We start from the raw sequence: 21871 nt of genomic DNA, 5'->3' as shown, positions 1-21871 counted from the left end.
TCATTGCATCGTCATCCCGGCCACCCAGTCGAGATAATCCGCGGCGCCCGCACGCACGTCCAGCACTAGAAATTCGGGTACCTCGTAGGGATGCAGCGCACGCAGGCGATCATGCAGGGCGGTCAGACGCGCGGCCGTGGTCTTGAGGGTCAGGGGGATTTCCTCGCCTCCCTCGAGCTTGCCCTGCCAGAGATACATCGACACCCCGGGCGCACCCACATGCACGCAGGCGGCCAGCGACTCCTCAACGAGGATGTGCGCGATGCGCTTGGCCAGCAGGACATCCGGTGCAGTGCTCAGCACCACCACCGTATCCGCCGCGCCGCCGCCCTGGGTGCGCAAGTCCGCCTTTTCCGCCGCATCCGGTGCGCCGTGTCGATCGTCCGTCATACCGCAAGCCCTTGTCAATCTGACGATTATTGTACTAGAGCGAGGGAAAACCCGAGTGTGGCCGCCTGGCGGCCGCGCACGGCGCCCATGAAAAACACCCTGGCGCGGAACCAGGTCCGGCGCCAGGGTGCTTTTCAACCCCGAGTCCTTGGCCCACGACGGCAAAGCCACGGGCCGGAACGGTATTATTCAGCCGCCGCGGGCGCCTCGACCTCGGGACGATCAACCAGCTCCATATAGGCCATCGGAGCATTGTCGCCTTGGCGGAAACCCATCTTGAGCACGCGGGTGTAGCCACCGTTGCGGGCCTGGTAGCGCGGGCCGATCTCGCTGAAAAGCTTGGTCACGGCATCGCGGTCGCGCAGGCGGGCAAAGGCCAGGCGACGATTGGCCAGGGTCGGGTTCTTGCCCAGGGTGATCAGGGGTTCGACCACCCGGCGCAGTTCCTTGGCCTTGGGCAGCGTGGTCTTGATGGCTTCGTGGGTCAGCAGGGACACGGCCATGTTGCGGAACATGGCGAGGCGGTGGCTGCTGGTACGGTTGAGCTTGCGTAGGCCGCTACGATGGCGCATTTCAGTTTCCTTATGAATCTATGGGCGGGATATCCCGCGTTATCCGGATCTTCTATCGGCGATGCCGCGGTCCGGGAGGGTGTTTCCCGGCGTTGCCCGAAGACCGCGCCGGGGCATCATCGGATCAGGGGCGCTCGAGGCCGACGGGCGGCCAGTTCTCGAGCTTCATGCCCAGGGTCAAGCCGCGCGCGGCCAGGACTTCCTTGATCTCGTTGAGCGACTTGCGGCCCAGGTTGGGCGTCTTCAGCAGCTCGTTCTCGCTGCGCTGGATCAGGTCGCCAATGTAGTAGATGTTCTCGGCCTTGAGGCAGTTGGCCGAGCGCACGGTCAGTTCGAGATCGTCGACCGGACGCAGCAGCACCGGATCGATCTGCGCACCGCCGCCGCTCTGGCCCAGACCAACACCCATGGATGCCTGACCGGCGTCCTTGTCAGCCAAGGAGACGAATACGGAAATCTGGTCCATCAGGATGCGTGCCGACTGGCGCACGGCTTCCTCGGGCGAGATCACGCCGTTGGTCTGGACGTCCAGGACCAGCTTGTCCAGGTCGGTGCGCTGCTCGACGCGGGCGTTCTCGACCGCGTAGCTGACGCGGCGCACCGGGCTGAAGGAGGCATCAAGCACGATCTGGCCGATGGTGGCGGACCGGTCGTCGACCAAGGCACGGACGTTGCCGGGCACATAGCCGCGGCCCTGTTCGACCTTGATCTGCATTTCGAGCTTGCCGTCGTCGGTCAGCGTGGCGATGAGATGGTCCGGATTGACGACCTCGACGTCATGCGGCAGCTCGATGTCGCTGGCGCGCACGGGGCCGGGGCCGCGCTTGTTCAGTTGCAGGGTGACTTCGTCGCGGTTGTGCAGCTTGAACACCACGCCTTTGAGGTTCAGCAGGATGTCGACCACGTCCTCGCGCACGCCGGCGATCGTGGAGTACTCGTGCACCACTCCCGTGATCTGCACCTCGGTGGGCGCATAGCCCGTCATCGAGGACAGCAGGATGCGGCGCAGGGCATTGCCCAGCGTATGGCCGTAGCCGCGCTCGAAGGGCTCCATGACGACCTTGGCGTGATTGGGGCCCAACGCCTCGACGGCAATGTTGCGCGGCTTGAGAAAACCTTGTGAAGACATATGTGTTCCCTTTTCAATACCCTCGGCTCGTTACACCGATAAGGCTGATGGAAAGACCGGCGAGGCCGGTGAAGACAACCACGCAGCCCACCACGCCTTCCGGGGCGCGGTGGGCTGCGAAAATGCGCGAAGCCGTCCGATCAACGGGAATAAAGTTCCACGACCATGGATTCGTTGACATCGCGGGCGACGTCCTGACGATCCGGGACCTGCTTGAACACGCCCGAGAGCTTGTTCGCGTCGACCTCGACCCACTGAGGCAGACCGTTGCCGGTCGCCAGGTCCAGAGATTCTTTGATACGGGACTGGCCCTTGGCCTTTTCACGCACCGCGATCACGTCGCCGGCCTTGACCAGCATCGAGGCGATGTCGGCCGTGCGGCCGTTCAGTTCGATGGCGCGGTGGTTCACCAACTGGCGAGCCTCGGCGCGCGTCGAGCCGAAGCCCATGCGGTAGACGACGTTGTCCAGGCGTGATTCCAGCAGCTGGATCAAGGTCTCGCCGGTGTTGCCGCGGCGGCGGTCGGCCTCGGAGAAGTACTTGCGGAACTGTTTTTCCAGAACGCCGTACATGCGCTTGAGCTTCTGTTTTTCGCGAAGCTGCAAGCCGAAGTCGGAGGTGCGGGAACCCGAGATGCGGCCATGCTGGCCGGGCTTGGATTCGAGCTTGCACTTGGAGTCCAGCGAGCGGCGGGCGCTCTTGAGGAACAGGTCGGTGCCTTCGCGGCGCGAAAGCTTGCATTTAGGTCCGATATAACGTGCCACAGTGATCCCCTTAGATACGACGACGCTTGGGCGGACGGCAGCCGTTATGCGGCACAGGCGTGATGTCCGAAATGCTGGAGATCTTGATCCCCAGGGCATTGAGGGCACGCACCGAGGATTCGCGTCCCGGTCCGGGGCCCTTGATGCGGACTTCCAGCGTCTTGATGCCGTATTCCTGCGCGAGGCGTCCGGCCGACTCGGCGGCGACCTGCGCAGCGAACGGCGTGGACTTGCGTGAGCCCTTGAAGCCCGCGCCGCCCGACGTCGCCCACGACAGGGTGTTGCCCTGGCGGTCGGTGATCGTGATGATGGTGTTGTTGAAGGACGCGTGGACATGCGCAATGCCGTCCGAAACGCTCTTCTTGACTTTTTTGCGGACGCGCGCGGCGCCGCTCTGAGCTTTCGCCATGTTCTGGTTCCTCGATTATTTCTTCAGGGACGCTGCGGCGCGACGCGGACCCTTGCGGGTACGCGCGTTCGTGCGCGTGCGCTGACCGCGAACGGGCAGGCCGCGTTTATGCCGCATGCCGCGATAGGTGCCCAAGTCGATCAGTCGCTTGATGGAGAGCTGGACCTCGCGGCGCAGGTCACCCTCGACGGTGAACACGCCGACCTGCTCGCGGATACGCTCGAGTTCCGCATCGGTCAGGTCCTTGACCTTCTTGAAGTACTCGATGCCGGAAGCGTCGCAGATCTTGCGGGCACGAGTGCGTCCGATCCCGAAAATGGCGGTCAAGCCGATTTCGGTGTGCTGATGCGGCGGAATATTGATGCCAGCGATACGGGCCATGACTGTTCCTTGTTGATTCCGTTACGCCCGGCCTTAGCCTTGGCGTTGCTTGTGGCGCGGGTCGGTGCAGATGACGCGCACCACGCCGTGACGTTTGATGATCTTGCAGTGGCGGCAGATCCGCTTTACCGATGCCATTACCTTCATGGTGATCTCCTGGTTTCTATAGCCGGCCGCTTATTTGGAGCGGAAAACTATCCTGGCGCGCGACAGGTCATAGGGCGTGAGCTCCACCGTGACCTTGTCACCCGGCAGGATCCGGATGTAATGCATGCGCATCTTGCCGGAAATATGGCCCAATACCACATGGCCGTTTTCAAGCTTGACACGAAACGTTGCGTTGGGAAGGTTCTCGAGGACTTCCCCTTGCATCTGTATGACGTCGTCCTTGGACATGATCTCTAGCGCATGGGCAGACCCGCACCCTTGAAATTGGCTTTCCGGAGCAGCGAATCGTACTGTTGGGACATCATGTAGGCTTGCGCCTGAGCCATGAAATCCATGGCGACCACGACGATGATCAGCAGGGACGTGCCGCCGAAATAGAACGGCACGTTCCAGCGCATCTGCATCAACTCAGGCAGCAAACAAACCAGCGTGACATAGACCGCGCCGGCCAGCGTCAGGCGCATGAGGATCTTGTCGATGTAGCGGGCCGTCTGCTCGCCGGGACGGATCCCGGGGACGAACGCGCCGCTCTTTTTCAGGTTGTCGGCCGTCTCGCGGCTGTTGAACACCAGAGCCGTGTAGAAGAAGCAGAAGAAAATGATCAGCCCGGAATACAGGGTCACGTACAAGGGCTGCTGGGGCGAGAGCGCCGCCGCCAGGTCGCCCAGCCACCGCATGTTGGGACTGTTCGAGAACCAGCTCGTCACGGTCGCGGGCAGCAGGATGATCGACGACGCAAAGATCGGCGGGATCACACCCGACATATTGAGCTTGAGCGGCAGGTGCGAGCTCTGTCCGCCGTAGAGCTTGTTGCCCACCTGGCGCTTGGCGTAGTTCACCGTGATGCGACGCTGGCCGCGCTCGACGTAGACCACGAAGTACGTGACCGCCACCACCAGGGCCAGGATGAACAGGGCCGAGAGGATGGACATCGAATCCGTGCGCACCAGGTCGAGCATGCCGCCCAGCGCACCGGGCAGACCCGCCACGATACCGGCGAAGATCAGCAGCGAGATGCCATTGCCCAGGCCGCGTTCGGTGATCTGCTCGCCCAGCCACATGAGGAACAGGGCGCCGGTCACCAGGGTGACGACGGTGACGAAGCGAAACAGAATGCCCGGATCGATGACCAGGCCGGGCTGGGATTCCAGGGCGACCGAGATCCCGATGGCCTGAAACAGCGCGAGGAACACGGTGCCGTAGCGAGTGTACTGGGTGATCTTGCGCTGGCCCGACTGGCCTTCTTTCTTGATGGCCTCGAGCGTGGGCACCACCACAGCCAGGAGCTGCATGATGATGGCCGCCGAGATGTACGGCATGATCCCCAGCGCGAGCACGGAGAAGCGCTCGAGTGCACCGCCCGAGAACATGTTGAACAGGCCCAGGATCCCGCCTGAGTTCTGCTGAAACATGTCCGCCAGCGCATCCGGATTGATGCCTGGCACAGGGATGTGCGTCCCGAAGCGATAGACGATCAGGGCGAGGACGAGGAACAGGATGCGGCGCTTGAGGTCGCCGTATCCCGCGCTGGTCTTTTGTGCCTGAGCTTTGGCCACGGCCGCCCCTTTACGCCAGCGTGCCGCCGGCCGCCTCGATCACGGCGCGTGCGCCGGCCGTGGCCGTGATGCCCTTGAGGGAAACCTTGCGGGTGAGCTCGCCGGTCTTGATGACCTTGGCATAGCGCACCAGCTCGCCGATCACGCCGGCGGCCTTTAGGACCTGGACGTCGATCTCGTCGACGGGCAGGGCCTGAAGATCAGACAGGCGGACCTCGGCGTACAGGTGGCGCCCCAGCGGCGTGAAGCCGCGCTTGGGCAGGCGACGCTGCAGCGGCATCTGACCGCCCTCGAAGCCAACCTTGTGAAAGCCGCCCGCGCGGGACTTTTGGCCCTTGTGGCCGCGGCCCCCGGTCTTGCCCAGTCCAGAGCCGATGCCGCGGCCCAAGCGGCGACGGGCGCGCTTGGAGCCCTCGGCGGGCTTGAGCGTGTTCAGTTGAGTGACAGACATCTCGATTCCTTATCAGACGTCCGAGACGGTGACCAGATAATCCACCTTGCGGATCATCCCTCGCACCTCGGGCGTATCGACCAGTACGCGGCTGCTGTTCACACGGCCCAGGCCCAGACCGCGCACGGTGGCGCGATGGGACTTGTGGGTGCCGATGACAGAGCGCACGAGCGTAACCTTGATTTGCTTTTCAGCCATGATTTACCCCAGGATCTCTTCGACGGACTTGCCGCGCTTGGCAGCGATCTCCGCCGGGGTGGAGCACGCGCGCAAGCCATTGAGGGTGGCGCGGACCATGTTGTACGGGTTGCTCGAGCCCAGGCTCTTGGCCACCACGTTGCGCACGCCCATCACCTCGAAGATCGCGCGCATCGGGCCGCCGGCGATCACGCCGGTTCCCTCGGCGGCCGGCGAGATCAGCACCGTCGAGGCGCCGTGCTTGCCGACCACGGTGTGATGCAGCGTACCGTTCTTGAGGGCAACCTTGACCAGACCGCGACGGGCCTGTTCCATGGCCTTTTGAACGGCAACGGGAACCTCGCGCGCCTTGCCCTTGCCCATGCCGATACGGCCGTCGCCGTCGCCGACGACGGTCAGGGCGGCGAAGCTCATCGTGCGGCCGCCCTTGACGACCTTGCTGACGCGGTTGACCGCAATCATCTTTTCACGCATGCCATCGTCGCGTTCCTGCTCCGGGGCGTGCTTGCCTTGTGCTTTAGCCATTTGATTCCCTTAGAACTTCAAGCCGGCTTCACGCGCGGCATCGGCCAGCGCCTTGACGCGGCCATGGTAACGGAAGCCGGAGCGGTCGAAGGCGACGAGTTCGATGCCGGCAGCCTTGGCTTTCTCAGCCACGCGCTTGCCGACCAGACCCGCCGCGGCGGTGTTGCCGCCGTTGGCTTTCTGGCTGGCGAGTTCCTTGCGGACCTCGGGCTCGAGCGTCGAGGCGCTGACGAGCACACGATCGCCTTCCGGCGAAATGATGTTGGCGTAGATGTGCAGATTCGTGCGGTGTACCGATAGGCGATGCACGCGCAATTCGTGAATCTTGCGGCGGGTGGCCACGGCACGACGCAAACGCGAGAGTTTCTTGTCCATGATTCGTCCTTGCCTGCGCGTTTATTTCTTTTTCGTTTCTTTGATGATGACCCGCTCGTCGGCATAGCGCACACCCTTGCCCTTGTAGGGCTCGGGTTCGCGATAGGCGCGAATTTCGGCGGCCACCTGACCGACAACCTGCTTGTCGGAGCCCTTGACGACGATTTCTGTCTGGGTCGGGCACTCGATCTTGATCCCCGCGGGGATCTCGTGGAGGATGTCGTGCGAGAAACCAAGCTGGAGTTTGAGGGCATTGCCCTGGACCTGGGCGCGGAATCCCACGCCCACCAGGTTCAGCTTGCGCTCGAAGCCGGCGCTCACGCCCGTGACCATATTGGCCACCAGCGCACGCACGGTGCCCGACATGGCATTGGCCTGGCGGGACTCGTTGGCGGCGACAAACGTCAATTGACCGTCCTCTTGGCCGATGCGGACCTCGCCGGTCAGGCCTTGAGTCAGGGTGCCCAACGGGCCCTTGACGACGATTTGCCCGGCGCTGATCGTGGCGTCCACGCCCTTGGGCAGCGCAACGGGATATTTAGCGATACGCGACATGTCGTCCTCCTTATGCCACGTAGCAGAGCACTTCGCCGCCCACGCCGTTGGCGCGGGCCTTGCGGTCCGTCATCACGCCACGCGGGGTCGAGACGATCGCCACGCCCAGGCCGTTCATGACGTGGGGAATCGTGGCGCTGCTCTTGTAGATGCGCAGGCCGGGGCGCGAGACGCGGTCGATGCGCTCGATCACCGGGCGGCCGGCATAGTATTTAAGGGTGATTTCCAGCACCGGCTTGGCCTGTTCGCCGCCGATATGGAAGTCCTCGATGTAGCCTTCGTCCTTGAGCACGGCGGCAATGGCCGCCTTCAGCTTGGAGGAGGGCATGGAAACCGACGTCTTGTTGACCTGCTGCGCGTTGCGCACGCGGGTCAGCATATCGGCGATGGGATCGCTCATGCTCATGGTGTTATTCCTCTTACCAGCTGGCCTTGGTCATGCCGGGGATTTCGCCGCGCATGGCCATCTCGCGCAGTTTGTGGCGCGTCAGGCCGAATTTGCTGAAGACGCCACGAGAACGGCCGGTCACGACGCAGCGGTTGCGCTGGCGCGACGGGCTGGAATTGCGCGGCAACTGTTGCAGCTGCAGGCGAGCCTGGTAGCGGTCCTCGTCGGACCTGGACTGATCGTCGATGATCGCCTTGAGGGCCGCGCGCTTGGCCGCGAACTTCTCGGCCAGCTTGGCGCGCTTGATATCGCGATTGATGAGGGAAAGTTTTGCCACGTCAGCCCCTTAGTTGCGGAAAGGGAAGCTGAATGCGCTCAGCAGCGCCTTGGCTTCCTCGTCGGTCTTGGCGGTGGTGGTGATGCTGATGTTCATCCCGCGCACTGCGTCGATCTTGTCGTATTCGATTTCAGGGAAAATGATCTGTTCCTTGACACCGATGTTGTAGTTGCCACGCCCATCGAAGGCCCGGCCCGAAACACCCCGGAAGTCACGCACGCGCGGCAGGGCCACGGCGACCAGGCGATCCAGGAATTCGTACATGCGCTGTCCGCGCAGGGTGACCATGCAGCCGATCGGATAGTCTTCGCGAATCTTGAACCCGGCAATGGCCTTGCGGGTCTTGGTGACCACGGGCTTCTGACCAGAGATCTTGGTCAGGTCGGAGACCGCGTTCTCGATGATTTTCTTGTCGGCCACAGCCTCGGACACCCCCATGTTCAGGGTGATCTTGGTGATGCGCGGCACCTGCATGATGGACTTATAGCCGAACTTGGCCTGCAAGTCGGTCGCAACCTTGCTGCGGTAGAAGTCTTGTAAACGAGCCATGATTGCCCCTTAAGCCTTCGCGCCAACGACAGCGCCGCTGGAACGGAAAATACGGACCTTGGCGCCGTCCACGACCTTGACGCCCACGCGATCGGCCTTGCCGGTCTCGGGGTTGTAGATCGCAACGTTCGAGACATGGATGGGCATGGTCTTGTCGACGATGCCACCCTGGGTGCCGGCCATGGGATTGCCACGGGTGTGCTTCTTGACGACGTTGATGCCTTCGACCAGGACATGGTCGGGACCCACGCGCCGCAGCACGGTGCCGCGGCGGCTGCGGTCGCGCCCGCTGAGGACAATGACTTCGTCGCCTTTGCGAATGTTTTGCATGATCTGCTCCTTACAGCACTTCGGGCGCCAGGGACACGATCTTCATGAACTTTTCAGTCCGCAGTTCGCGCGTGACCGGTCCGAAGATGCGCGTGCCGATGGGCTCGAGCTTGGCGTTGAGCAACACGGCGGCGTTGCCGCCGAAGCGGATCAGCGAACCGTCCTTGCGGCGCACACCCTTGGCGGTACGCACCACCACGGCATTGTAAATTTCGCCTTTCTTGACGCGCCCGCGGGGCGCCGCTTCTTTTACGGTGACCTTGATGATGTCACCGATAGCGGCATAACGGCGCTTGGAGCCGCCCAGCACCTTGATGCACATAATGGTCCGCGCACCGGTGTTGTCGGCCACGTCCAGCGTGGTCTGCATTTGGATCATGATTTTTCCTGTTCCAACTTAACGACGAAGCCCCTGTAAGGCAACGCAGCCAGTTTTGGTCCCGTCAAGCCGGCACGAAAAGCCGCGTCGGCCCTGGGTTGAAATCTTGCCATTCGTAGCACGCGCAAATCCCAAGGGGCTTTGCAAGGCACTACAAAAATAAGGTTACTGCCATCGCCCGCGTGATCGGCAAAAGCCCAATCAGCCACATTTCCCCAAATCAAAAGAGGACCCGCAACCAATAGTCTCGCAACTACAACACAGACAAGACAGAAATTATAGAATAAAGATTAGGCGCATGCAAGCCAAAGCCTAGCCCAATATCAGAGGTGCCGAAACAGACCGTGTGGCACCGACATCGGACGGACCTGCGGAGCGTGTAGCCGCCTCAGGGCCGCAGGCCATCGATCAGGGCGGCGGGGCTTGTGCAGTCGAGGCGCCCGGCAACGATTCGACCGGCCACCTCGGCTGCAAGCTCGCCGCAATCGAAGAGCCCGTCCGTGCTTCGCTGCATCCTGAACACGGGCCCGGCACCGATGAATCCCCCGCCCGCCAGCAGCACGCCAGCGGCGCCGTCCTCGGCGACACAGGCATCCAGCAAGGCGTCGAACGCGCGGCGGGCGTCGCTGCCGGGCCTCATGATCTGCAGGGCATTGCCCGGGCTGGCGCGCACGCTCGAGAGCAAATCCGCGAAGCCCAGCGCATGGACATGGTCGCGTATAGGTCCGACCCATGCGGTCCCGCCGGTGACAATGGAAAACGGCTGGCCGCGCAAGCCCAGGGCTATGATACTGTAGTCAGCGATCGTGAATACCGGAAAAGGCGCAGACCCCTCCGCCAGTTCGCGCCGCGCATCACTGAAACACGCCACCAGGGCCAGATCCGGTCGTGGCACGGCGCACTGCAGCGCCCGACGCATGTCGGGCACCAGGGCGGCAAGCGCGCCGGGGTGGTCCAGATAAGCGGGGGCGTGTTCCAGCGTCTGCCACGCGACCGTGGCATCGCCCTCGCAGCGCGCACGCACGAGGTCGGCCAAGCGGGGCGCGATGTCGGTCTGCGCATTCGGATTCAGTATCTGTATATGCATCGTCATTCAGTCAGTCGTGAATATGAAAACAGGCGAGGAGCAAACCAGGGCAGCGCATCCGGATGGGTCTTCATACTCTGAGGAAGACATCTACAGCATCATCAAGGAGACGATCCTCTCGGGGCAAGTCCCGGCCGGCACGCGGCTGCCGGAGGCCCGCCTCGCCCCGCTGTTCGGCGTGACGCGCGAGCGCCTGCGCAAGGTCCTCAGGCGCCTGGGCTACGAGAATGTCCTCGAGATCGTCCCATATATCGGCACCATCGTCCCGAAACCAACCCTCGAGAACGCCCGCGAACTGTTCGGTGCGCGCCGGGTGCTCGAGTCGGGCATCTGCGTGACGCTGTGCGAGCGCATCAACGACCACGAGCTGCGCATGCTCGAAGATCACATGCGGATCGAGCAGCAACTGGCCGAAACAGGCAGCCGCTCCGATTTCATTCTGGAGACCTCTCATTTTCACAGGATGCTGGCGCAGTTCATCGGTAATCCCTTGATCACTCAGCAGTTGGATGCCTTGCTGTCCAAGTCCAACCTGTTCTCGGCCTTTCTCGATCCCAGCAATGCGGCGTTCTGTTCGTGCCACGAGCATCGCGTCATCCTGTCGGCCCTGGCCAAACGCGATATGTACGAGGCCCACCACGCCATGATGTCCCACCTGTCGTTGATCGAAACCCGGCTGCAAGGACCGCCGCAGCGCGCCGGCCGCGTGGACGTGCATCAGATATTCCTGCGGGCGCTGGAGCGGCGCAGCAAGGCGGCCGAGCCGAAGATGAAGTGGTCATAAAACTCCAGAGTCGTGCCGACCAGGGGTGCCGACGAATCCGCGGGCGGGGTCAGGCTGGCTGGACGGCCCGGGGCAAAGCCCCATATTCCTCGACCATGCGGCGCGCGCGCGCGTCCTCGACGTCGTCCACATAGACCTTCATCCCCATCCCGATGGCAGTCTCGGTGACCGCAATCAGGATCTGGGCACCGCCGGGGCTGGACACGAGGTTGCGCACCAGGCTGCCACCCAGCTTCACATAGGTGAAATCGACCTCATGGATATGCTGCAGGGCCTCGGTCTGCATGTCCAGGCCTCGCAGGCCGACGTGGCTGCCCGCCGCCATCACGGCCTGGGCGAAGGCCTTGAACACCTCGGGATGATGCACCAGACCGTAGGCGTCGAGCTCGATCGCCAGGCGCGGCGCGAGGTCCTCGTCCCCGCGCCGCAGCAACTGCGCGGCCTCGTCGCGGAAATGACCGTCGAGCAGGGAAGCGACCGAGGCCCGCACCACCAGGGCGCCCTCATGGGCGCCCAGCCATCCCAGCCCCAAGGCAATGGCACGCAGGTCGCAGGCGGCGGACAGGCCCAGACGCTGGGCGGCGGGCATGAACAGGAAGCCCGAAATCGCGGGCTGCCCCGGATCGTCCTCGTGCAGACTGAGGGTGGCCTCATAACGAGCCCCGATCTCGTCGCCCTCATAGAGGACCGGCCGGGCGTCCAGCTTGAAGCGGTCGTGCGCCAAGGCCTGGCCGATCAGTGCGCGCCAGGAGGCTTCGCCGAACAGCGGAACGTCGTCCTGGCGGTCGGCATGGGACATGAACTCGACCTCGGCATGGCCGGCACTCTCGGCGCACATCAGGGCCAGATCCAAGCGGGTCAGGACCTCTTTGGTGGTGCACTGGGCAGTGTAGTCGGTCAGGGCCAGCGCCCAGCGCGACAGGTTGTGGCTGTCGAGCGGCAGGCGCAGCGTGTCGAGTACCTGGCGCAGCCGCTGGATCGGACGCATGACCTCGGGGCCGCCGCCCACCGGGAACAGCACCACGAAGTCCGCGCCGTTCAGGCGCGCCACAAGGGATTGCGTGGCGGGATACTCATCGATGGTTGCGGTCAGGCGCTGGCCCAGCAGGCGCAGCCAGTCGTCGACCTCGCCGCGCGGGGTCTGGTTCTGGATGCGGGCCATGTCGCGCTGGCGCATCAGCAGGATATAGCCGCTGACCGCGCCCTGGCGCGTGTCGTCGCGCAGCAGGCGCTTGAGCGCATTGAGGAAGTAGGCGCGGTTGGCCAAGCCCGTGACCGGGTCGCGATTGAGCTCGATTTCCAGGATCTCGATGCGTGCGAGCTGCTCGTCGACGGTAGGCGGGACGCGATCGTCCACCACATCGATGAGTTCGGCCGCATCGGCAGGCGCGGAATCCGTGACCTTGATCTCGGGCGCGCCTCCCGCCAGTTCGCCGAACTCGCGGTGCAGGCGCGCGATCAGGGCCGCCGCGAACAGTGCCCAGAAGGCGGCGATGCCCAGGGCCAACAAGGCCCACTGGACCGCATGGGCCCACAGTGCGTCGAGCCCGGGGCGGGGATCCATGACCAGGCCGAGGGAGGCGCCATCCGCGAGGCGCCGCTGCGCGACGTGCGGCTTGGCCGCGGCCAGGCCGGCGAACCAGGCCGGCGCATCGCCCACGGTGCCGCCGCTGTGCGTACCCTCGTACACCGGACCGCCATCGGCGGATTCCAGACGCAGCGTCTGGAAGCGGCCTTGCTGGAACGCCGCATCCAGCACCCGGGCGCGCGCAGCGGCATCGGGCTGGCCCTGCAGAGCCAAGGCCAGGGTCGCCACCGCGTTTTCGCTATCGGCCTGAGACTGAATCTGCAGGCTGCGGCTCATCATGCTCAGGCCCATGGCGAGCATGCCCACCAGGATGCAGGCGATGACGATCGAGGAAATCACCAGGAGTTGCCGCAAGGAAGCCATACTGTCCAGATGCCGTGCCTGAATGAACTGCCCAGCAGTGTATCCTCTGCGACCCAAAACCCCAAGAAAATCCCCCCAAGCTTGACAGTATCGAGGCGCGCGCGTTACCTGTGGTTCCAGACAAAGCGTCCGCGCCGGGGTCCCGTGCGGCCGGGGCTGCGAGCTATCATCGGATATTCAGGAGAACAATCGCATGTATGCCCCCCTCGCCCTTTACATCGACGGCGAATTCCTGGGTGGTGAAGGCCGCCACGAGCAGGACGTCGTCAACCCCGCCACCGGCGAGGTCCTGGGACACCTCCCCCACGCCCGCCCCGAGGACCTGCAGCGCGCCCTCGCGGCCGCTCAGCGCGCCTTTGGCCAGTGGCGCCACAGCTCGCCGATGGAACGCTCGGCCATCCTGCGCCGAGTCGGGCAACTGACCCGCGAACGCGCCGAGGACATCGCCCAGGCCCTGACGCTGGACCAGGGCAAGCCGCTGGCCGAGTCGCGCGGCGAGATCATCGCCTGCGCCGACCATGCCGACTGGCACGCCGAGGAATGCCGGCGCATCTATGGGCGCGTCATCCCGGCGCGCAAGCCCGAGGTGCGCCAGATGGTGCTGCGCGAACCGGTGGGCGTGTGCGCGGCATTCACCCCCTGGAACTTCCCCTACAACCAGGCCATCCGCAAGATTTGCGCGGCCGTCGGCGCGGGCTGCACCATCATCCTCAAGGGGCCGGAGGACGCGCCCAGCGCCGTCATGGCCATCGCCCGCATGTTCCACGACGCCGGGCTGCCCCCAGGGGTGCTCAACGTGGTCTGGGGGGTGCCCGCCGAGGTGTCGGACACCCTGATCCGCTCGCCCATCGTACGCAAGGTCTCGTTCACCGGCTCGGTGCCGGTGGGTAAACAGCTCGCTGCGCTGGCCGGCGCGCACATGAAGCGCGTCACCATGGAGCTCGGCGGCCACTCGCCAGTGCTGGTGTTCGACGATGCCGACGCGCCGCGCGCGGCGCGCCAGCTCGCGCGCTTCAAGGTCCGCAATGCCGGGCAGGTGTGCGTCTCGCCGACCAGGTTCTACGTCCAGGACGGCGCCTACGACGCCTTCGTCGAGGCCTTCCTCGATGAACTGCGCGGTGTGCGCGTGGGCGACGGCTTGGCGCCGGACACCGACATGGGCCCTCTCGCGCACGAGCGGCGCATTCCAGCCATGGAACGTTTCATCGAGGATGCCCGCGCGCGCGGCGGCGAGGTGCTGCTGGGCGGCTCGCGACTGGACAGGCCGGGGTTCTTTTTCGAACCCACGGTGATCGGCGGGCTGCCCGACGACGCCCTGCTGATGACCGAGGAGCCCTTCGGCCCGATCGCGCCCATCAGCCGTTTCAGCGATCCGGACGACGCCCTGCGGCGGGCCAATTCGCTGCCCTTCGGCCTGTCGGCGTACGTGTTCACCCGCAGCCTGCACATGGCGCACCGCGCATCGCAGGAACTGGAATCGGGCATGGTCAACATCAACCATTTCGGCTCCGCCCTGCCCGAGACCCCCTTTGGCGGCGTCAAGGACAGCGGCATCGGCAGCGAAGGCGGCAGCGAAACCTTTGACGGCTACCTCGTCACCAAGTTCGTCACCCAACTCTAGTCTCGTGTTTGATAAAACACGAGACTAGAAACCCGCCGGCCGCCCACGCGCCGCCAAGGAGACCCGATCATGACTGCGTTGCTCATCCTGCTTCTGCTGGTCCTCGCCGCAGCCGCCCTCGTTCTGGGCCGCGAGGACCTGCGCATCCGCTACGTCAGCCGCCCGCTCTACGGCGTGTTCCGCCGAATCCTGCCGCGCATGTCCGATACCGAACGCGAGGCGCTGGAGGCGGGCACAGTATGGTGGGAGGGCGAGCTGTTCCGGGGCCGCCCCAGCGCGCGGGCGCTGCACGCCATCCCCGCGCCGAGGCTCAGCCAGGAGGAGCAATCCTTCCTCGACCACGAGGTCGAGGTTCTGTGCGCCATGGTCGACGACTGGCGCATCACCCGCAAGGACTACGACTTGCCGCCGGAGGCCTGGGAGTACATCAAGGCCCATGGGTTCCTCGGCATGATCATTCCCAAAGCCTATGGTGGCCTGGGATTCTCGGCCCTGGCGCACTCGGCCGTGGTTCTGAAGCTGTCGACGCGCAGTTCGGCCCTGTCGGTGAGCGTGATGGTACCCAACTCGCTGGGGCCGGCGGAACTGTTATTGCACTACGGCACCGAGGAACAAAAGAACCGCTATCTGCCGCGCCTGGCCGCCGGCGAGGACGTCCCCGCCTTTGCGCTGACCAGTCCCTGGGCGGGATCGGACGCGGCCGCCATCCCCGACCACGGCGTCGTCTGCAAAGGGCAATGGCAGGGCCGGGAAGTCATCGGCATGCGCGTCACCTGGGACAAACGCTACATCACGCTTGGCCCGGTCTGCACGATCCTGGGACTGGCCTTTCGCCTGACCGATCCCGACGGCCTGCTGGGCGGGCCGCGCGATATCGGCATCACATGCGCGCTGGTGCCCGCCGATCACCCGGGGGTGGAGACCGGCCGCCGGCACCTGCCACTGGATGCCATGTTCATGAACGGCCCGACACGCGGCCACGACGTGTTCATGCCGCTCGAGTTCATCATCGGCGGCCCGGCGATGGTCGGCCAGGGCTGGCGCATGCTGATGGAGTGCCTCGCCGCCGGGCGCTCGATCTCGCTGCCCTCGTCCTACGCCGGCATGGCCCAGCTCACCGCGCGCGCGGTGGGGGCCTACAGCATGGTGCGCGATCAATTCCGCACACGCATCCATCACTTCGAAGGGGTCACCGAGGCGCTGGCGCGCATCGGCGGCCACACTTACATGATGGACGCGGCGCGCGTCATGACCGCGGGCGGGGTCGACCTGGGCGAAAAGCCCGCGGTCCTGTCGGGCATCGTGAAATACCATGTGACCGAGCGGGGCCGCATCGTCGTCAATGACGGCATGGATGTGATCGGGGGCAAAGGCATCTGCCTGGGCCCCGCGAACTTCCTGGGGCGCGCCTACCAGCAACTGCCGGTCGGCATCACGGTCGAGGGCGCCAACATCCTGACCCGCAGCTTGATCATCTTCGGGCAGGGCGCCATCCGCTGCCACCCCTACGTGCTGGCCGAGATGCACGCGGCGCAGGCCGAGGACGCCGAGCAGGGCCTGCGGGATTTCGACCAGGCGTTCTGGGCTCACACACGCCACGGCCTGCGCAACGCCCTGCGCGCGATCGGCCATGGCCTGACCGGGGCCCGGCTGGCGGGGCCGGATGCGGCGGTAGCCCCCGAAATGGTCCGCTATTACCGGCAGCTCACACGGTTCTCGGAGGCCTTTGCCACGCTCGCGGAAGCGGCCATGCTGACGCTGGGCGGCACGCTCAAACGCCGCGAGAGTCTGTCCGCGCGGCTGGGCGACATACTGTCGCAGATGGTCCTGGTGTCAGCCACGCTCAAACGCTACCAGGACGAGGGCCGCCAAGCGGCGGACGCGCCGCTGGCGCACTGGGCGATTCAGGATGCATTCTGCCGCATGCAGGACGCCGCCTTGGCCCTGCTCGACAACTTCCCCCACCGCGCGCTCGCCTGCGCGTTGCGCATCGCCCTCTTTCCGTGGGGCCGGCCCTTCCGGGCGCCGTCCGACGCCCTGGCGCGGGCCGTGACTGATACCCTGATCCATCCCGGCGGCACGCGAGACCGCCTGACCGGCGGCGTCTACGCACCCCGGGACACCGACGAGCCCCTGGGCGCCATCGAGGCCGCCTTCCTCGCCACCCACGATACGCTCGAGATCGACAAGCGCATCCGCGCGTTCGAGAAATCCGGCCGCATCGATCCCGCCGATCCGCGCGCCAACGTGCGCGACATCGCCGATGCCGTCCATGCGGCCGGCGGCATTTCCGACGAGGACCACCGCCGCATCGCCGAGCGCAACGCGCTGCGCGACCGGGTCATCGCCGTGGACGATTTCCCCAGGGACCTGAGCGGCCCCGCACACTAAAGAGGTCTGAATGAAGGATATGGAGCGCATCTGGCTGCCACATTACCCCAAGGGAGTCCCGGCCGACATCACCGACCAGGCCCGGGCCCATGCCTCCCTGGTCCACCTGTTCGAGGACTGTTGCCGGCGCTACGCCGGCAACACGGCCTACCTCAGCCTGGGTGCATCCCTGAGCTACGCCGAGACCCACGCGCTCGCCCAGCGCTTTGCCGCCTGGCTGCAATCCCAGGGGGTCGGCAAGGGCGATCGGGTGGCCCTCATGATGCCCAATCTGTTGCAATACCCCGTCTGCCTGTTCGGCACCCTGATGGCGGGCGCCGCGATCGTCAACACCAACCCCATGTACACCGCCCGCGAGCTGAACCACCAACTCGTCGATTCGGGTGCGGAAACCGTGATCGTGGCCGAGAATTTCGCGCACACGCTGCAGGCCGCCATGGATGGCACGGCGGTCCGGCGCGTGGTGGTCACCGCGCTGGGCGACCTCCTGGGCTGGCCGCGCGGCCCGCTCACGAATCTGGTCGTGCGCCACCTCAAGCGCCTGGTGCCGCCTTGGCGCATCCCGGGCGCGCAGCGCCTGCCCGAGGTCCTGGCCGAGGGGGCCCGCCAGACCTACACCCGCCCCGATCTGACCCACGAGGACCTGGCGGCGCTGCAATATACCGGGGGCACCACCGGCGTGGCCAAGGGCGCCATGCTCAGCCACGGCAATCTGGTGTCCAACGTCTGCCAGGCCCATGCCTGGGTACAGCCCTATTGCGAGGGCGAGCACGAGTGCATCGTCACCGCGCTCCCCCTCTACCATATCTTTGCGCTGACCGCGAATTGTCTGACGTTCTTCAAGCTGGGGGCCAGCAACCTGCTGATCGTCGACGCGCGCGACATCCGGTCGCTGATCAAGGCCATGGGCACGGTGCGCTTCACCGCGTTCACCGGGGTCAACACCCTGTTCAACGCCCTGGCCAACCATCCCGATTTCGCGCGCCTGGACTTCAGCCACCTGCGCATCTCGCTGGGCGGAGGCATGGCGGTGCAGGATGCGGTCGCACAACACTGGCTCAAGGTCACCGGCCGGCCCATCGCCCAGGCCTACGGCCTGACCGAGACCTCGCCAGCCGTGACGATCAACCCCCTGGACCGGATCGTCTTCAATGGATCGATTGGCCTGCCGGTGCCCTCGACCGACCTGAGGATACGCGAGAACGGCCAGGACGTCCCCATCGGCCAGCCGGGCGAGATTTGCGTCAAGGGCCCACAAGTCACTGCCGGATACTGGAACCGGCCCGAAGAGACCGCCAAGACATTCGACACCGACGGTTTCCTCATGACGGGCGACATTGGATCCATGAACGAGCAGGGCTATGTCTTCATCCTCGATCGCAAAAAGGACATGATCCTGGTGTCCGGTTTCAACGTCTATCCCAACGAGGTCGAGGCCGCCGCCATGGAGCACCCGGGCATTCTCGAGGCCGCCGCCATCGGCATGCCCAGCGCGACCTCCGGCGAGGAGGTCAGGCTCTATGTGGTGCGCAAGAATCCCGCCCTGACCGAGGCCGAGGTGATCGCCCATTGCCGCACGCTGCTGGCAGGCTACAAGGTGCCCCGGCACGTGGAGTTCCGCGAAAGCCTGCCGCGCAGCAACGTCGGCAAGATCCTGCGACGCGCGCTCAAGGAGGAGGCCGCGCCGCCAAAGGCCTGATCCGTGAAAGGGAATCAGACGGGTGAAAACGTCACTGGATCGCCCGCGTGATCGAAGGCGAGCAAGCTGCTGATCGTACCGTATTTCACCATCTGGACCATCCGCTGCAAAGCCTCGTCCACCCGCCGGCGCCCCTCGGCGGTCCCGGGTACGCCGGCATCGGCCATGGCCGCCACGAAGACCAGGCGCCAGCCCTTGCCGGTATGGGCGGACTCCGCCGCCAGCGCGGCAAAGTCACTCAATTCTGCCGGGGTCTTGTCCACGCACAGCACCGGGGTGAGCTCGCCGCCCTCGCCACGCGCATGGGCCGCTTTCTGAGCCGCGCTGGCATCGGCTGGCAAGGCGCTGTCCACGAACACGAACAACAGCCGCTGGGGGTCGGGCTGCCCGCGCGCGGCCACGAGCAAGTCGTCGAAACAGGTAATGTCCATGATGTGGCCCTCGGCGCCAGGAGAGATGCGGCCCAGTGTAGCAAAGGAACAGAGGACGCTTTATCCCGCGTTCCCGGAGCGGGCCACCAAAAAAACAGCCCCGTAGGCATTGCCGACGGGGCTGTATGCGGAGCGGCGTGCTTCAGATGATGCGCGCGGCCTCGAGCAGGCGCACCACGGTCCAGGACTTGGACTTGCTGATGGGACGGCCTTCGGCGATTTCCACGGTATCGCCCTCGTTGTACTGATTGGTCTCGTCGTGCGCCTTGTACTTGGCAGAGCGGTTGACGAACTTGCCCAGCACAGGGTGCTTGACGCGGGTCTGGACGCTGACCACGACGGTCTTGTCCATCTTGTTGCTGACGACCTTGCCGACCAGCGTGCGCTGACGCTTGCTCGTGTCTTTTTGAGTTTCGGTCATTTTACTTTCCTGCGTTCTGGGCCATGACGGTGCGGATGCGCGCGATGTCGCGGCGCACCTTGCCCAATTGACTGGTGTTGGAAAGCTGCTGGGTGGCACGCTGCATGCGCAGGTTGAATTGCGCCTTCAGCAGGCTTTCGAGCTCAGCCTGCAGCCCGGCGGCGTCCTTGGTACGAAGTTCACTGGCTTTCATGATGGTTCCTTAGGCGCCGACGCGACGCGACACGAAGGTCGTGGCGATCGGCAGCTTGGCAGCGGCCAGGCGGAAGGCTTCGCGCGCGAGGTCCTCGCTGACGCCCTCCATCTCGTAGAGCACCTTGCCCGGCTGAATTTCGGCGACCCAGAATTCCGGATTACCCTTGCCTTTACCCATACGGACTTCGGCGGGCTTCTGCGAAATGGGCTTGTCCGGGAAAATGCGGATCCAGATGCGGCCACCACGCTTGATGTGGCGGTTGATGGCGCGACGGGCAGCCTCGATCTGGCGGGCGGTCAAACGGCCACGACCGGTGGCCTTCAGACCGAACTCGCCAAAGGAAACCTGAGCTCCGCGCGTGGCCAGGCCGGTATTGCGGCCCTTTTGCTCTTTGCGGTATTTCCTGCGAGAGGGTGACAACATGTTTATTCTCCTTCAGGCGCCGGGGCCGCCGAGGCGGCATCCTTGCGCGGGCCACGACCACGGCCGCCGGGGCGGCCGGGACGATCGCTGCGCGGGGCACGGCGCGGACGACGTTCCTCGTCGCGCGGCGCGGCCGTTTCCGGCGGCATTTCGCCGTTGGGCAGCATGTCGCCCTTGTAGACCCAGACCTTGATTCCGATGATCCCGTAGGTCGTCTGCGCCTCGGACGTGCCGTAATCGATGTTGGCGCGCAAGGTGTGCAGGGGCACCCGACCTTCGCGATACCACTCGGTACGGGCGATCTCGATGCCGTTCAGACGGCCGGCGCTCATGATCTTGATGCCCTGAGCGCCCAGGCGCATGGCGTTCTGCATCGCGCGCTTCATCGCGCGGCGGAACATGATGCGCTTTTCGAGCTGCTGGGCGATCGAATCGGCGATCAGTTGCGCATCGGTCTCAGGCTTGCGGATTTCCTCGATATTGACGTGCACCGGCACGCCCATCAGGCGCTGCAGGTCGATCTTCAGGTTCTCGATGTCCTCGCCGCGCTTACCGATGACCACGCCAGGGCGGGCCGAGTACACGGTGATGCGGGCGTTCTTGGCCGGGCGTTCGATGACGACGCGCCCGACCGAGGCGCTCTTGAGCTTCTTTTTCAGGTATTCACGAACGCGGATGTCCTCGGCGAGCATGCTGCCATAGGTTTTGTCGTTGGCGTACCAGCGCGAAGTCCAGTTACGGTTGACCGCGAGGCGGAACCCAATCGGGTGAATTTTCTGTCCCATTGTGACTCCTTACGCCCCGACCTTGACCACGATGTGGCAGGTCTGCTTTTCGATGCGATTGCCGCGGCCCTTGGCGCGCGCGGAAAAGCGCTTCATCGACTGGGCCTTGTCCACGTAGATCGTGGTGACCTTGAGTTCGTCGATGTCGGCGCCGTCGTTGTGCTCGGCGTTGGCGATGGCCGACTCAAGGGCTTTCTTGAGGATGCCCGCCGCCTTCTTGGGGCTGAACGTCAGGATGTTCAGCGCGTGCGCGACCGACTTTCCACGGATCAGGTCCGCCACCAGGCGGGTCTTTTGCGCGGAAATGTGGACACCACGGATGACTGCTGTAGTTTCCATCACTTACCTCTTGGACTTTTTGTCAGCCGCGTGACCCTTGAACGTCCGGGTCAGGGCGAACTCGCCGAGCTTGTGGCCGACCATGTTCTCGTTGATGTACACGGGAACGTGCTGGCGGCCGTTGTGCACGGCAATCGTCAGCCCAATGAACTCGGGCAGGATGGTGGAACGGCGCGACCAGGTTTTGATCGGCTTTTTCTCTTTGCCTCCGACGGCGGCATCGACCTTCTTGATCAGATGCGCGTCGACGAACGGGCCTTTTTTGATCGAACGTGACATAGTGTTCG

Annotated in this window: 32 protein-coding genes; 4 read left to right on the top strand and 28 right to left on the bottom strand. The window is 64.8% G+C overall.

Annotated elements, in window-relative coordinates; translation table 11 throughout:
- The 20 genes from cutA to ABS761_RS09900 form a co-directional block, all read right to left on the bottom strand.
- Positions 1-390: a divalent-cation tolerance protein CutA gene (gene cutA, locus ABS761_RS09995; RefSeq protein ID WP_350408166.1), complete on the bottom strand. Its 390-nt coding sequence runs from the start codon at positions 388-390 to the stop codon at positions 1-3.
- Positions 391-575: 185 nt separating this feature from the next.
- A complete protein-coding gene (gene rplQ / locus ABS761_RS09990) occupies positions 576-962 on the bottom strand; it encodes a 50S ribosomal protein L17 (RefSeq protein WP_350408165.1) in 387 nt (128 codons plus the stop codon).
- A gap of 124 nt (positions 963-1086) precedes the next feature.
- Positions 1087-2091 (bottom strand): DNA-directed RNA polymerase subunit alpha, encoded by a 1005-nt coding sequence (locus ABS761_RS09985; protein ID WP_350408164.1) that lies wholly within the window; start codon positions 2089-2091, stop codon positions 1087-1089.
- A 140-nt stretch (positions 2092-2231) separates the two neighbouring features.
- Complete coding sequence (rpsD, locus tag ABS761_RS09980; protein ID WP_350408163.1) at positions 2232-2855, bottom strand: 30S ribosomal protein S4; 624 nt, start codon at positions 2853-2855, stop codon at positions 2232-2234.
- Positions 2856-2865: 10 nt separating this feature from the next.
- A complete protein-coding gene (rpsK, locus tag ABS761_RS09975) occupies positions 2866-3264 on the bottom strand; it encodes a 30S ribosomal protein S11 (RefSeq protein WP_350408162.1) in 399 nt (132 codons plus the stop codon).
- Positions 3265-3279: 15 nt separating this feature from the next.
- Positions 3280-3645 (bottom strand): 30S ribosomal protein S13, encoded by a 366-nt coding sequence (gene rpsM, locus ABS761_RS09970; protein ID WP_350408161.1) that lies wholly within the window; start codon positions 3643-3645, stop codon positions 3280-3282.
- 33 nt (positions 3646-3678) lie between these two features.
- A complete protein-coding gene (gene rpmJ, locus ABS761_RS09965) occupies positions 3679-3792 on the bottom strand; it encodes a 50S ribosomal protein L36 (RefSeq protein WP_026349781.1) in 114 nt (37 codons plus the stop codon).
- A gap of 30 nt (positions 3793-3822) precedes the next feature.
- Positions 3823-4041, bottom strand: coding sequence for a translation initiation factor IF-1 (gene infA / locus ABS761_RS09960; RefSeq protein WP_165023363.1), 219 nt, complete (start codon positions 4039-4041; stop codon positions 3823-3825).
- 5 nt (positions 4042-4046) lie between these two features.
- A complete protein-coding gene (gene secY, locus ABS761_RS09955; protein WP_350408160.1) occupies positions 4047-5369 on the bottom strand; it encodes a preprotein translocase subunit SecY in 1323 nt (440 codons plus the stop codon).
- Positions 5370-5379: 10 nt separating this feature from the next.
- Entirely contained in the window at positions 5380-5820 is a 441-nt protein-coding gene (rplO, locus tag ABS761_RS09950; RefSeq protein WP_350408159.1) for a 50S ribosomal protein L15, read from the bottom strand.
- Between the two features lie 12 nt (positions 5821-5832).
- Positions 5833-6018 carry a 50S ribosomal protein L30 gene (gene rpmD / locus ABS761_RS09945; protein ID WP_269499966.1) on the bottom strand — a complete coding sequence of 62 codons (186 nt, stop codon included), beginning with the start codon at positions 6016-6018 and terminating at the stop codon, positions 5833-5835.
- Between the two features lie 3 nt (positions 6019-6021).
- Positions 6022-6543, bottom strand: coding sequence for a 30S ribosomal protein S5 (gene rpsE, locus ABS761_RS09940; RefSeq protein WP_350408158.1), 522 nt, complete (start codon positions 6541-6543; stop codon positions 6022-6024).
- A gap of 9 nt (positions 6544-6552) precedes the next feature.
- Complete coding sequence (gene rplR / locus ABS761_RS09935) at positions 6553-6918, bottom strand: 50S ribosomal protein L18 (RefSeq protein ID WP_350408157.1); 366 nt, start codon at positions 6916-6918, stop codon at positions 6553-6555.
- 21 nt (positions 6919-6939) lie between these two features.
- Positions 6940-7473 carry a 50S ribosomal protein L6 gene (gene rplF / locus ABS761_RS09930; RefSeq protein ID WP_350408156.1) on the bottom strand — a complete coding sequence of 178 codons (534 nt, stop codon included), beginning with the start codon at positions 7471-7473 and terminating at the stop codon, positions 6940-6942.
- Positions 7474-7483: 10 nt separating this feature from the next.
- Entirely contained in the window at positions 7484-7879 is a 396-nt protein-coding gene (gene rpsH, locus ABS761_RS09925; RefSeq protein ID WP_350408155.1) for a 30S ribosomal protein S8, read from the bottom strand.
- A gap of 13 nt (positions 7880-7892) precedes the next feature.
- Entirely contained in the window at positions 7893-8198 is a 306-nt protein-coding gene (rpsN, locus tag ABS761_RS09920; protein WP_350408154.1) for a 30S ribosomal protein S14, read from the bottom strand.
- A gap of 9 nt (positions 8199-8207) precedes the next feature.
- Positions 8208-8747 carry a 50S ribosomal protein L5 gene (gene rplE / locus ABS761_RS09915; protein ID WP_350408153.1) on the bottom strand — a complete coding sequence of 180 codons (540 nt, stop codon included), beginning with the start codon at positions 8745-8747 and terminating at the stop codon, positions 8208-8210.
- A 9-nt stretch (positions 8748-8756) separates the two neighbouring features.
- Complete coding sequence (gene rplX / locus ABS761_RS09910) at positions 8757-9077, bottom strand: 50S ribosomal protein L24 (protein WP_350408152.1); 321 nt, start codon at positions 9075-9077, stop codon at positions 8757-8759.
- Between the two features lie 10 nt (positions 9078-9087).
- The gene (gene rplN / locus ABS761_RS09905) at positions 9088-9456 is read right to left on the bottom strand and encodes a 50S ribosomal protein L14 (protein ID WP_350408151.1); all 369 of its coding nucleotides are present in this window, start codon (positions 9454-9456) and stop codon (positions 9088-9090) included.
- Positions 9457-9844: 388 nt separating this feature from the next.
- A complete protein-coding gene (locus tag ABS761_RS09900) occupies positions 9845-10549 on the bottom strand; it encodes an aspartate/glutamate racemase family protein (protein WP_350408150.1) in 705 nt (234 codons plus the stop codon).
- Between the two features lie 16 nt (positions 10550-10565).
- On the opposite strand from ABS761_RS09900, the gene ABS761_RS09895 reads away from it, so the two are divergent.
- The gene (locus ABS761_RS09895) at positions 10566-11327 is read left to right on the top strand and encodes a GntR family transcriptional regulator (RefSeq protein ID WP_350408324.1); all 762 of its coding nucleotides are present in this window, start codon (positions 10566-10568) and stop codon (positions 11325-11327) included.
- 49 nt (positions 11328-11376) lie between these two features.
- On the opposite strand, the gene ABS761_RS09890 is transcribed toward ABS761_RS09895, so the two are convergent.
- Positions 11377-13278, bottom strand: a complete 1902-nt coding sequence (locus tag ABS761_RS09890; protein ID WP_350408149.1) for an EAL domain-containing protein — start codon at positions 13276-13278, stop codon at positions 11377-11379.
- A gap of 193 nt (positions 13279-13471) precedes the next feature.
- Here ABS761_RS09890 and ABS761_RS09885 point away from each other — a divergent pair, with 193 nt between their 5' ends.
- The 3 genes from ABS761_RS09885 to ABS761_RS09875 all read left to right on the top strand — a co-directional run bounded on the left by ABS761_RS09885 (position 13472) and on the right by ABS761_RS09875 (position 18989).
- Positions 13472-14899, top strand: a complete 1428-nt coding sequence (locus tag ABS761_RS09885) for an NAD-dependent succinate-semialdehyde dehydrogenase (RefSeq protein ID WP_350408148.1) — start codon at positions 13472-13474, stop codon at positions 14897-14899.
- A gap of 69 nt (positions 14900-14968) precedes the next feature.
- On the top strand, positions 14969-17290 hold the full coding sequence (locus ABS761_RS09880; protein WP_350408147.1) for an acyl-CoA dehydrogenase: 2322 nt from the start codon (positions 14969-14971) through the stop codon (positions 17288-17290).
- Between the two features lie 19 nt (positions 17291-17309).
- The gene (locus ABS761_RS09875; protein ID WP_350408323.1) at positions 17310-18989 is read left to right on the top strand and encodes an AMP-binding protein; all 1680 of its coding nucleotides are present in this window, start codon (positions 17310-17312) and stop codon (positions 18987-18989) included.
- A 14-nt stretch (positions 18990-19003) separates the two neighbouring features.
- Here the strand turns inward: ABS761_RS09875 and ABS761_RS09870 are convergent, their stop codons facing one another.
- From ABS761_RS09870 to rpsS, 7 genes are all read right to left on the bottom strand, one after another.
- On the bottom strand, positions 19004-19420 hold the full coding sequence (locus tag ABS761_RS09870; protein ID WP_350408146.1) for a ribonucleotide reductase subunit alpha: 417 nt from the start codon (positions 19418-19420) through the stop codon (positions 19004-19006).
- 142 nt (positions 19421-19562) lie between these two features.
- Positions 19563-19841: a 30S ribosomal protein S17 gene (rpsQ, locus tag ABS761_RS09865; protein ID WP_350408145.1), complete on the bottom strand. Its 279-nt coding sequence runs from the start codon at positions 19839-19841 to the stop codon at positions 19563-19565.
- A gap of 1 nt (position 19842) precedes the next feature.
- Positions 19843-20034: a 50S ribosomal protein L29 gene (gene rpmC / locus ABS761_RS09860; protein ID WP_350408144.1), complete on the bottom strand. Its 192-nt coding sequence runs from the start codon at positions 20032-20034 to the stop codon at positions 19843-19845.
- Between the two features lie 9 nt (positions 20035-20043).
- Positions 20044-20460 carry a 50S ribosomal protein L16 gene (gene rplP / locus ABS761_RS09855; RefSeq protein ID WP_350408143.1) on the bottom strand — a complete coding sequence of 139 codons (417 nt, stop codon included), beginning with the start codon at positions 20458-20460 and terminating at the stop codon, positions 20044-20046.
- Positions 20461-20462: 2 nt separating this feature from the next.
- Entirely contained in the window at positions 20463-21245 is a 783-nt protein-coding gene (gene rpsC / locus ABS761_RS09850; protein WP_350408142.1) for a 30S ribosomal protein S3, read from the bottom strand.
- A 9-nt stretch (positions 21246-21254) separates the two neighbouring features.
- On the bottom strand, positions 21255-21584 hold the full coding sequence (gene rplV / locus ABS761_RS09845; RefSeq protein WP_043678994.1) for a 50S ribosomal protein L22: 330 nt from the start codon (positions 21582-21584) through the stop codon (positions 21255-21257).
- A gap of 3 nt (positions 21585-21587) precedes the next feature.
- Positions 21588-21863 (bottom strand): 30S ribosomal protein S19, encoded by a 276-nt coding sequence (gene rpsS / locus ABS761_RS09840; RefSeq protein WP_350408141.1) that lies wholly within the window; start codon positions 21861-21863, stop codon positions 21588-21590.
- Positions 21864-21871 lie beyond the last annotated feature (8 nt).

Origin of the sequence: Castellaniella sp. GW247-6E4, assembly GCF_040276065.1 — a bacterium.
Taxonomy (GTDB): domain Bacteria; phylum Pseudomonadota; class Gammaproteobacteria; order Burkholderiales; family Burkholderiaceae_B; genus Castellaniella.
Note: the sequence above shows the minus strand (reverse complement) of the source record. Positions and strands in the feature narration are given on the sequence as shown.

Bases quoted from the DNA above. Each gene is read 5' to 3' on its own strand.
- rpsQ (WP_350408145.1), bottom strand. From the start codon at position 19,841: ATGACCGAAACTCAAAAAGACACGAGCAAGCGTCAGCGCACGCTGGTC.
- rplV (WP_043678994.1), bottom strand. From the start codon at position 21,584: ATGGAAACTACAGCAGTCATCCGTGGTGTCCACATTTCCGCGCAAAAG.
- ABS761_RS09870 (WP_350408146.1), bottom strand. From the start codon at position 19,420: ATGGACATTACCTGTTTCGACGACTTGCTCGTGGCCGCGCGCGGGCAG.
- rplX (WP_350408152.1), bottom strand. From the start codon at position 9,077: ATGCAAAACATTCGCAAAGGCGACGAAGTCATTGTCCTCAGCGGGCGC.
- rpsH (WP_350408155.1), bottom strand. From the start codon at position 7,879: ATGAGCATGAGCGATCCCATCGCCGATATGCTGACCCGCGTGCGCAAC.
- ABS761_RS09875 (WP_350408323.1), top strand. From the start codon at position 17,310: ATGGAGCGCATCTGGCTGCCACATTACCCCAAGGGAGTCCCGGCCGAC.
- rplO (WP_350408159.1), bottom strand. From the start codon at position 5,820: ATGTCTGTCACTCAACTGAACACGCTCAAGCCCGCCGAGGGCTCCAAG.
- ABS761_RS09885 (WP_350408148.1), top strand. From the start codon at position 13,472: ATGTATGCCCCCCTCGCCCTTTACATCGACGGCGAATTCCTGGGTGGT.
- ABS761_RS09895 (WP_350408324.1), top strand. From the start codon at position 10,566: ATGAAAACAGGCGAGGAGCAAACCAGGGCAGCGCATCCGGATGGGTCT.
- rpsK (WP_350408162.1), bottom strand. From the start codon at position 3,264: ATGGCGAAAGCTCAGAGCGGCGCCGCGCGCGTCCGCAAAAAAGTCAAG.
- rpsC (WP_350408142.1), bottom strand. From the start codon at position 21,245: ATGGGACAGAAAATTCACCCGATTGGGTTCCGCCTCGCGGTCAACCGT.
- ABS761_RS09900 (WP_350408150.1), bottom strand. From the start codon at position 10,549: ATGACGATGCATATACAGATACTGAATCCGAATGCGCAGACCGACATC.
- rpmC (WP_350408144.1), bottom strand. From the start codon at position 20,034: ATGAAAGCCAGTGAACTTCGTACCAAGGACGCCGCCGGGCTGCAGGCT.
- rpmD (WP_269499966.1), bottom strand. From the start codon at position 6,018: ATGGCTGAAAAGCAAATCAAGGTTACGCTCGTGCGCTCTGTCATCGGC.
- rpsS (WP_350408141.1), bottom strand. From the start codon at position 21,863: ATGTCACGTTCGATCAAAAAAGGCCCGTTCGTCGACGCGCATCTGATC.
- infA (WP_165023363.1), bottom strand. From the start codon at position 4,041: ATGTCCAAGGACGACGTCATACAGATGCAAGGGGAAGTCCTCGAGAAC.
- rpsE (WP_350408158.1), bottom strand. From the start codon at position 6,543: ATGGCTAAAGCACAAGGCAAGCACGCCCCGGAGCAGGAACGCGACGAT.
- rplE (WP_350408153.1), bottom strand. From the start codon at position 8,747: ATGGCTCGTTTACAAGACTTCTACCGCAGCAAGGTTGCGACCGACTTG.
- rplN (WP_350408151.1), bottom strand. From the start codon at position 9,456: ATGATCCAAATGCAGACCACGCTGGACGTGGCCGACAACACCGGTGCG.
- rpmJ (WP_026349781.1), bottom strand. From the start codon at position 3,792: ATGAAGGTAATGGCATCGGTAAAGCGGATCTGCCGCCACTGCAAGATC.
- ABS761_RS09985 (WP_350408164.1), bottom strand. From the start codon at position 2,091: ATGTCTTCACAAGGTTTTCTCAAGCCGCGCAACATTGCCGTCGAGGCG.
- ABS761_RS09880 (WP_350408147.1), top strand. From the start codon at position 14,969: ATGACTGCGTTGCTCATCCTGCTTCTGCTGGTCCTCGCCGCAGCCGCC.
- rpsM (WP_350408161.1), bottom strand. From the start codon at position 3,645: ATGGCCCGTATCGCTGGCATCAATATTCCGCCGCATCAGCACACCGAA.
- rplQ (WP_350408165.1), bottom strand. From the start codon at position 962: ATGCGCCATCGTAGCGGCCTACGCAAGCTCAACCGTACCAGCAGCCAC.
- rplR (WP_350408157.1), bottom strand. From the start codon at position 6,918: ATGGACAAGAAACTCTCGCGTTTGCGTCGTGCCGTGGCCACCCGCCGC.
- cutA (WP_350408166.1), bottom strand. From the start codon at position 390: ATGACGGACGATCGACACGGCGCACCGGATGCGGCGGAAAAGGCGGAC.
- ABS761_RS09890 (WP_350408149.1), bottom strand. From the start codon at position 13,278: ATGGCTTCCTTGCGGCAACTCCTGGTGATTTCCTCGATCGTCATCGCC.
- rplP (WP_350408143.1), bottom strand. From the start codon at position 20,460: ATGTTGTCACCCTCTCGCAGGAAATACCGCAAAGAGCAAAAGGGCCGC.
- rplF (WP_350408156.1), bottom strand. From the start codon at position 7,473: ATGTCGCGTATCGCTAAATATCCCGTTGCGCTGCCCAAGGGCGTGGAC.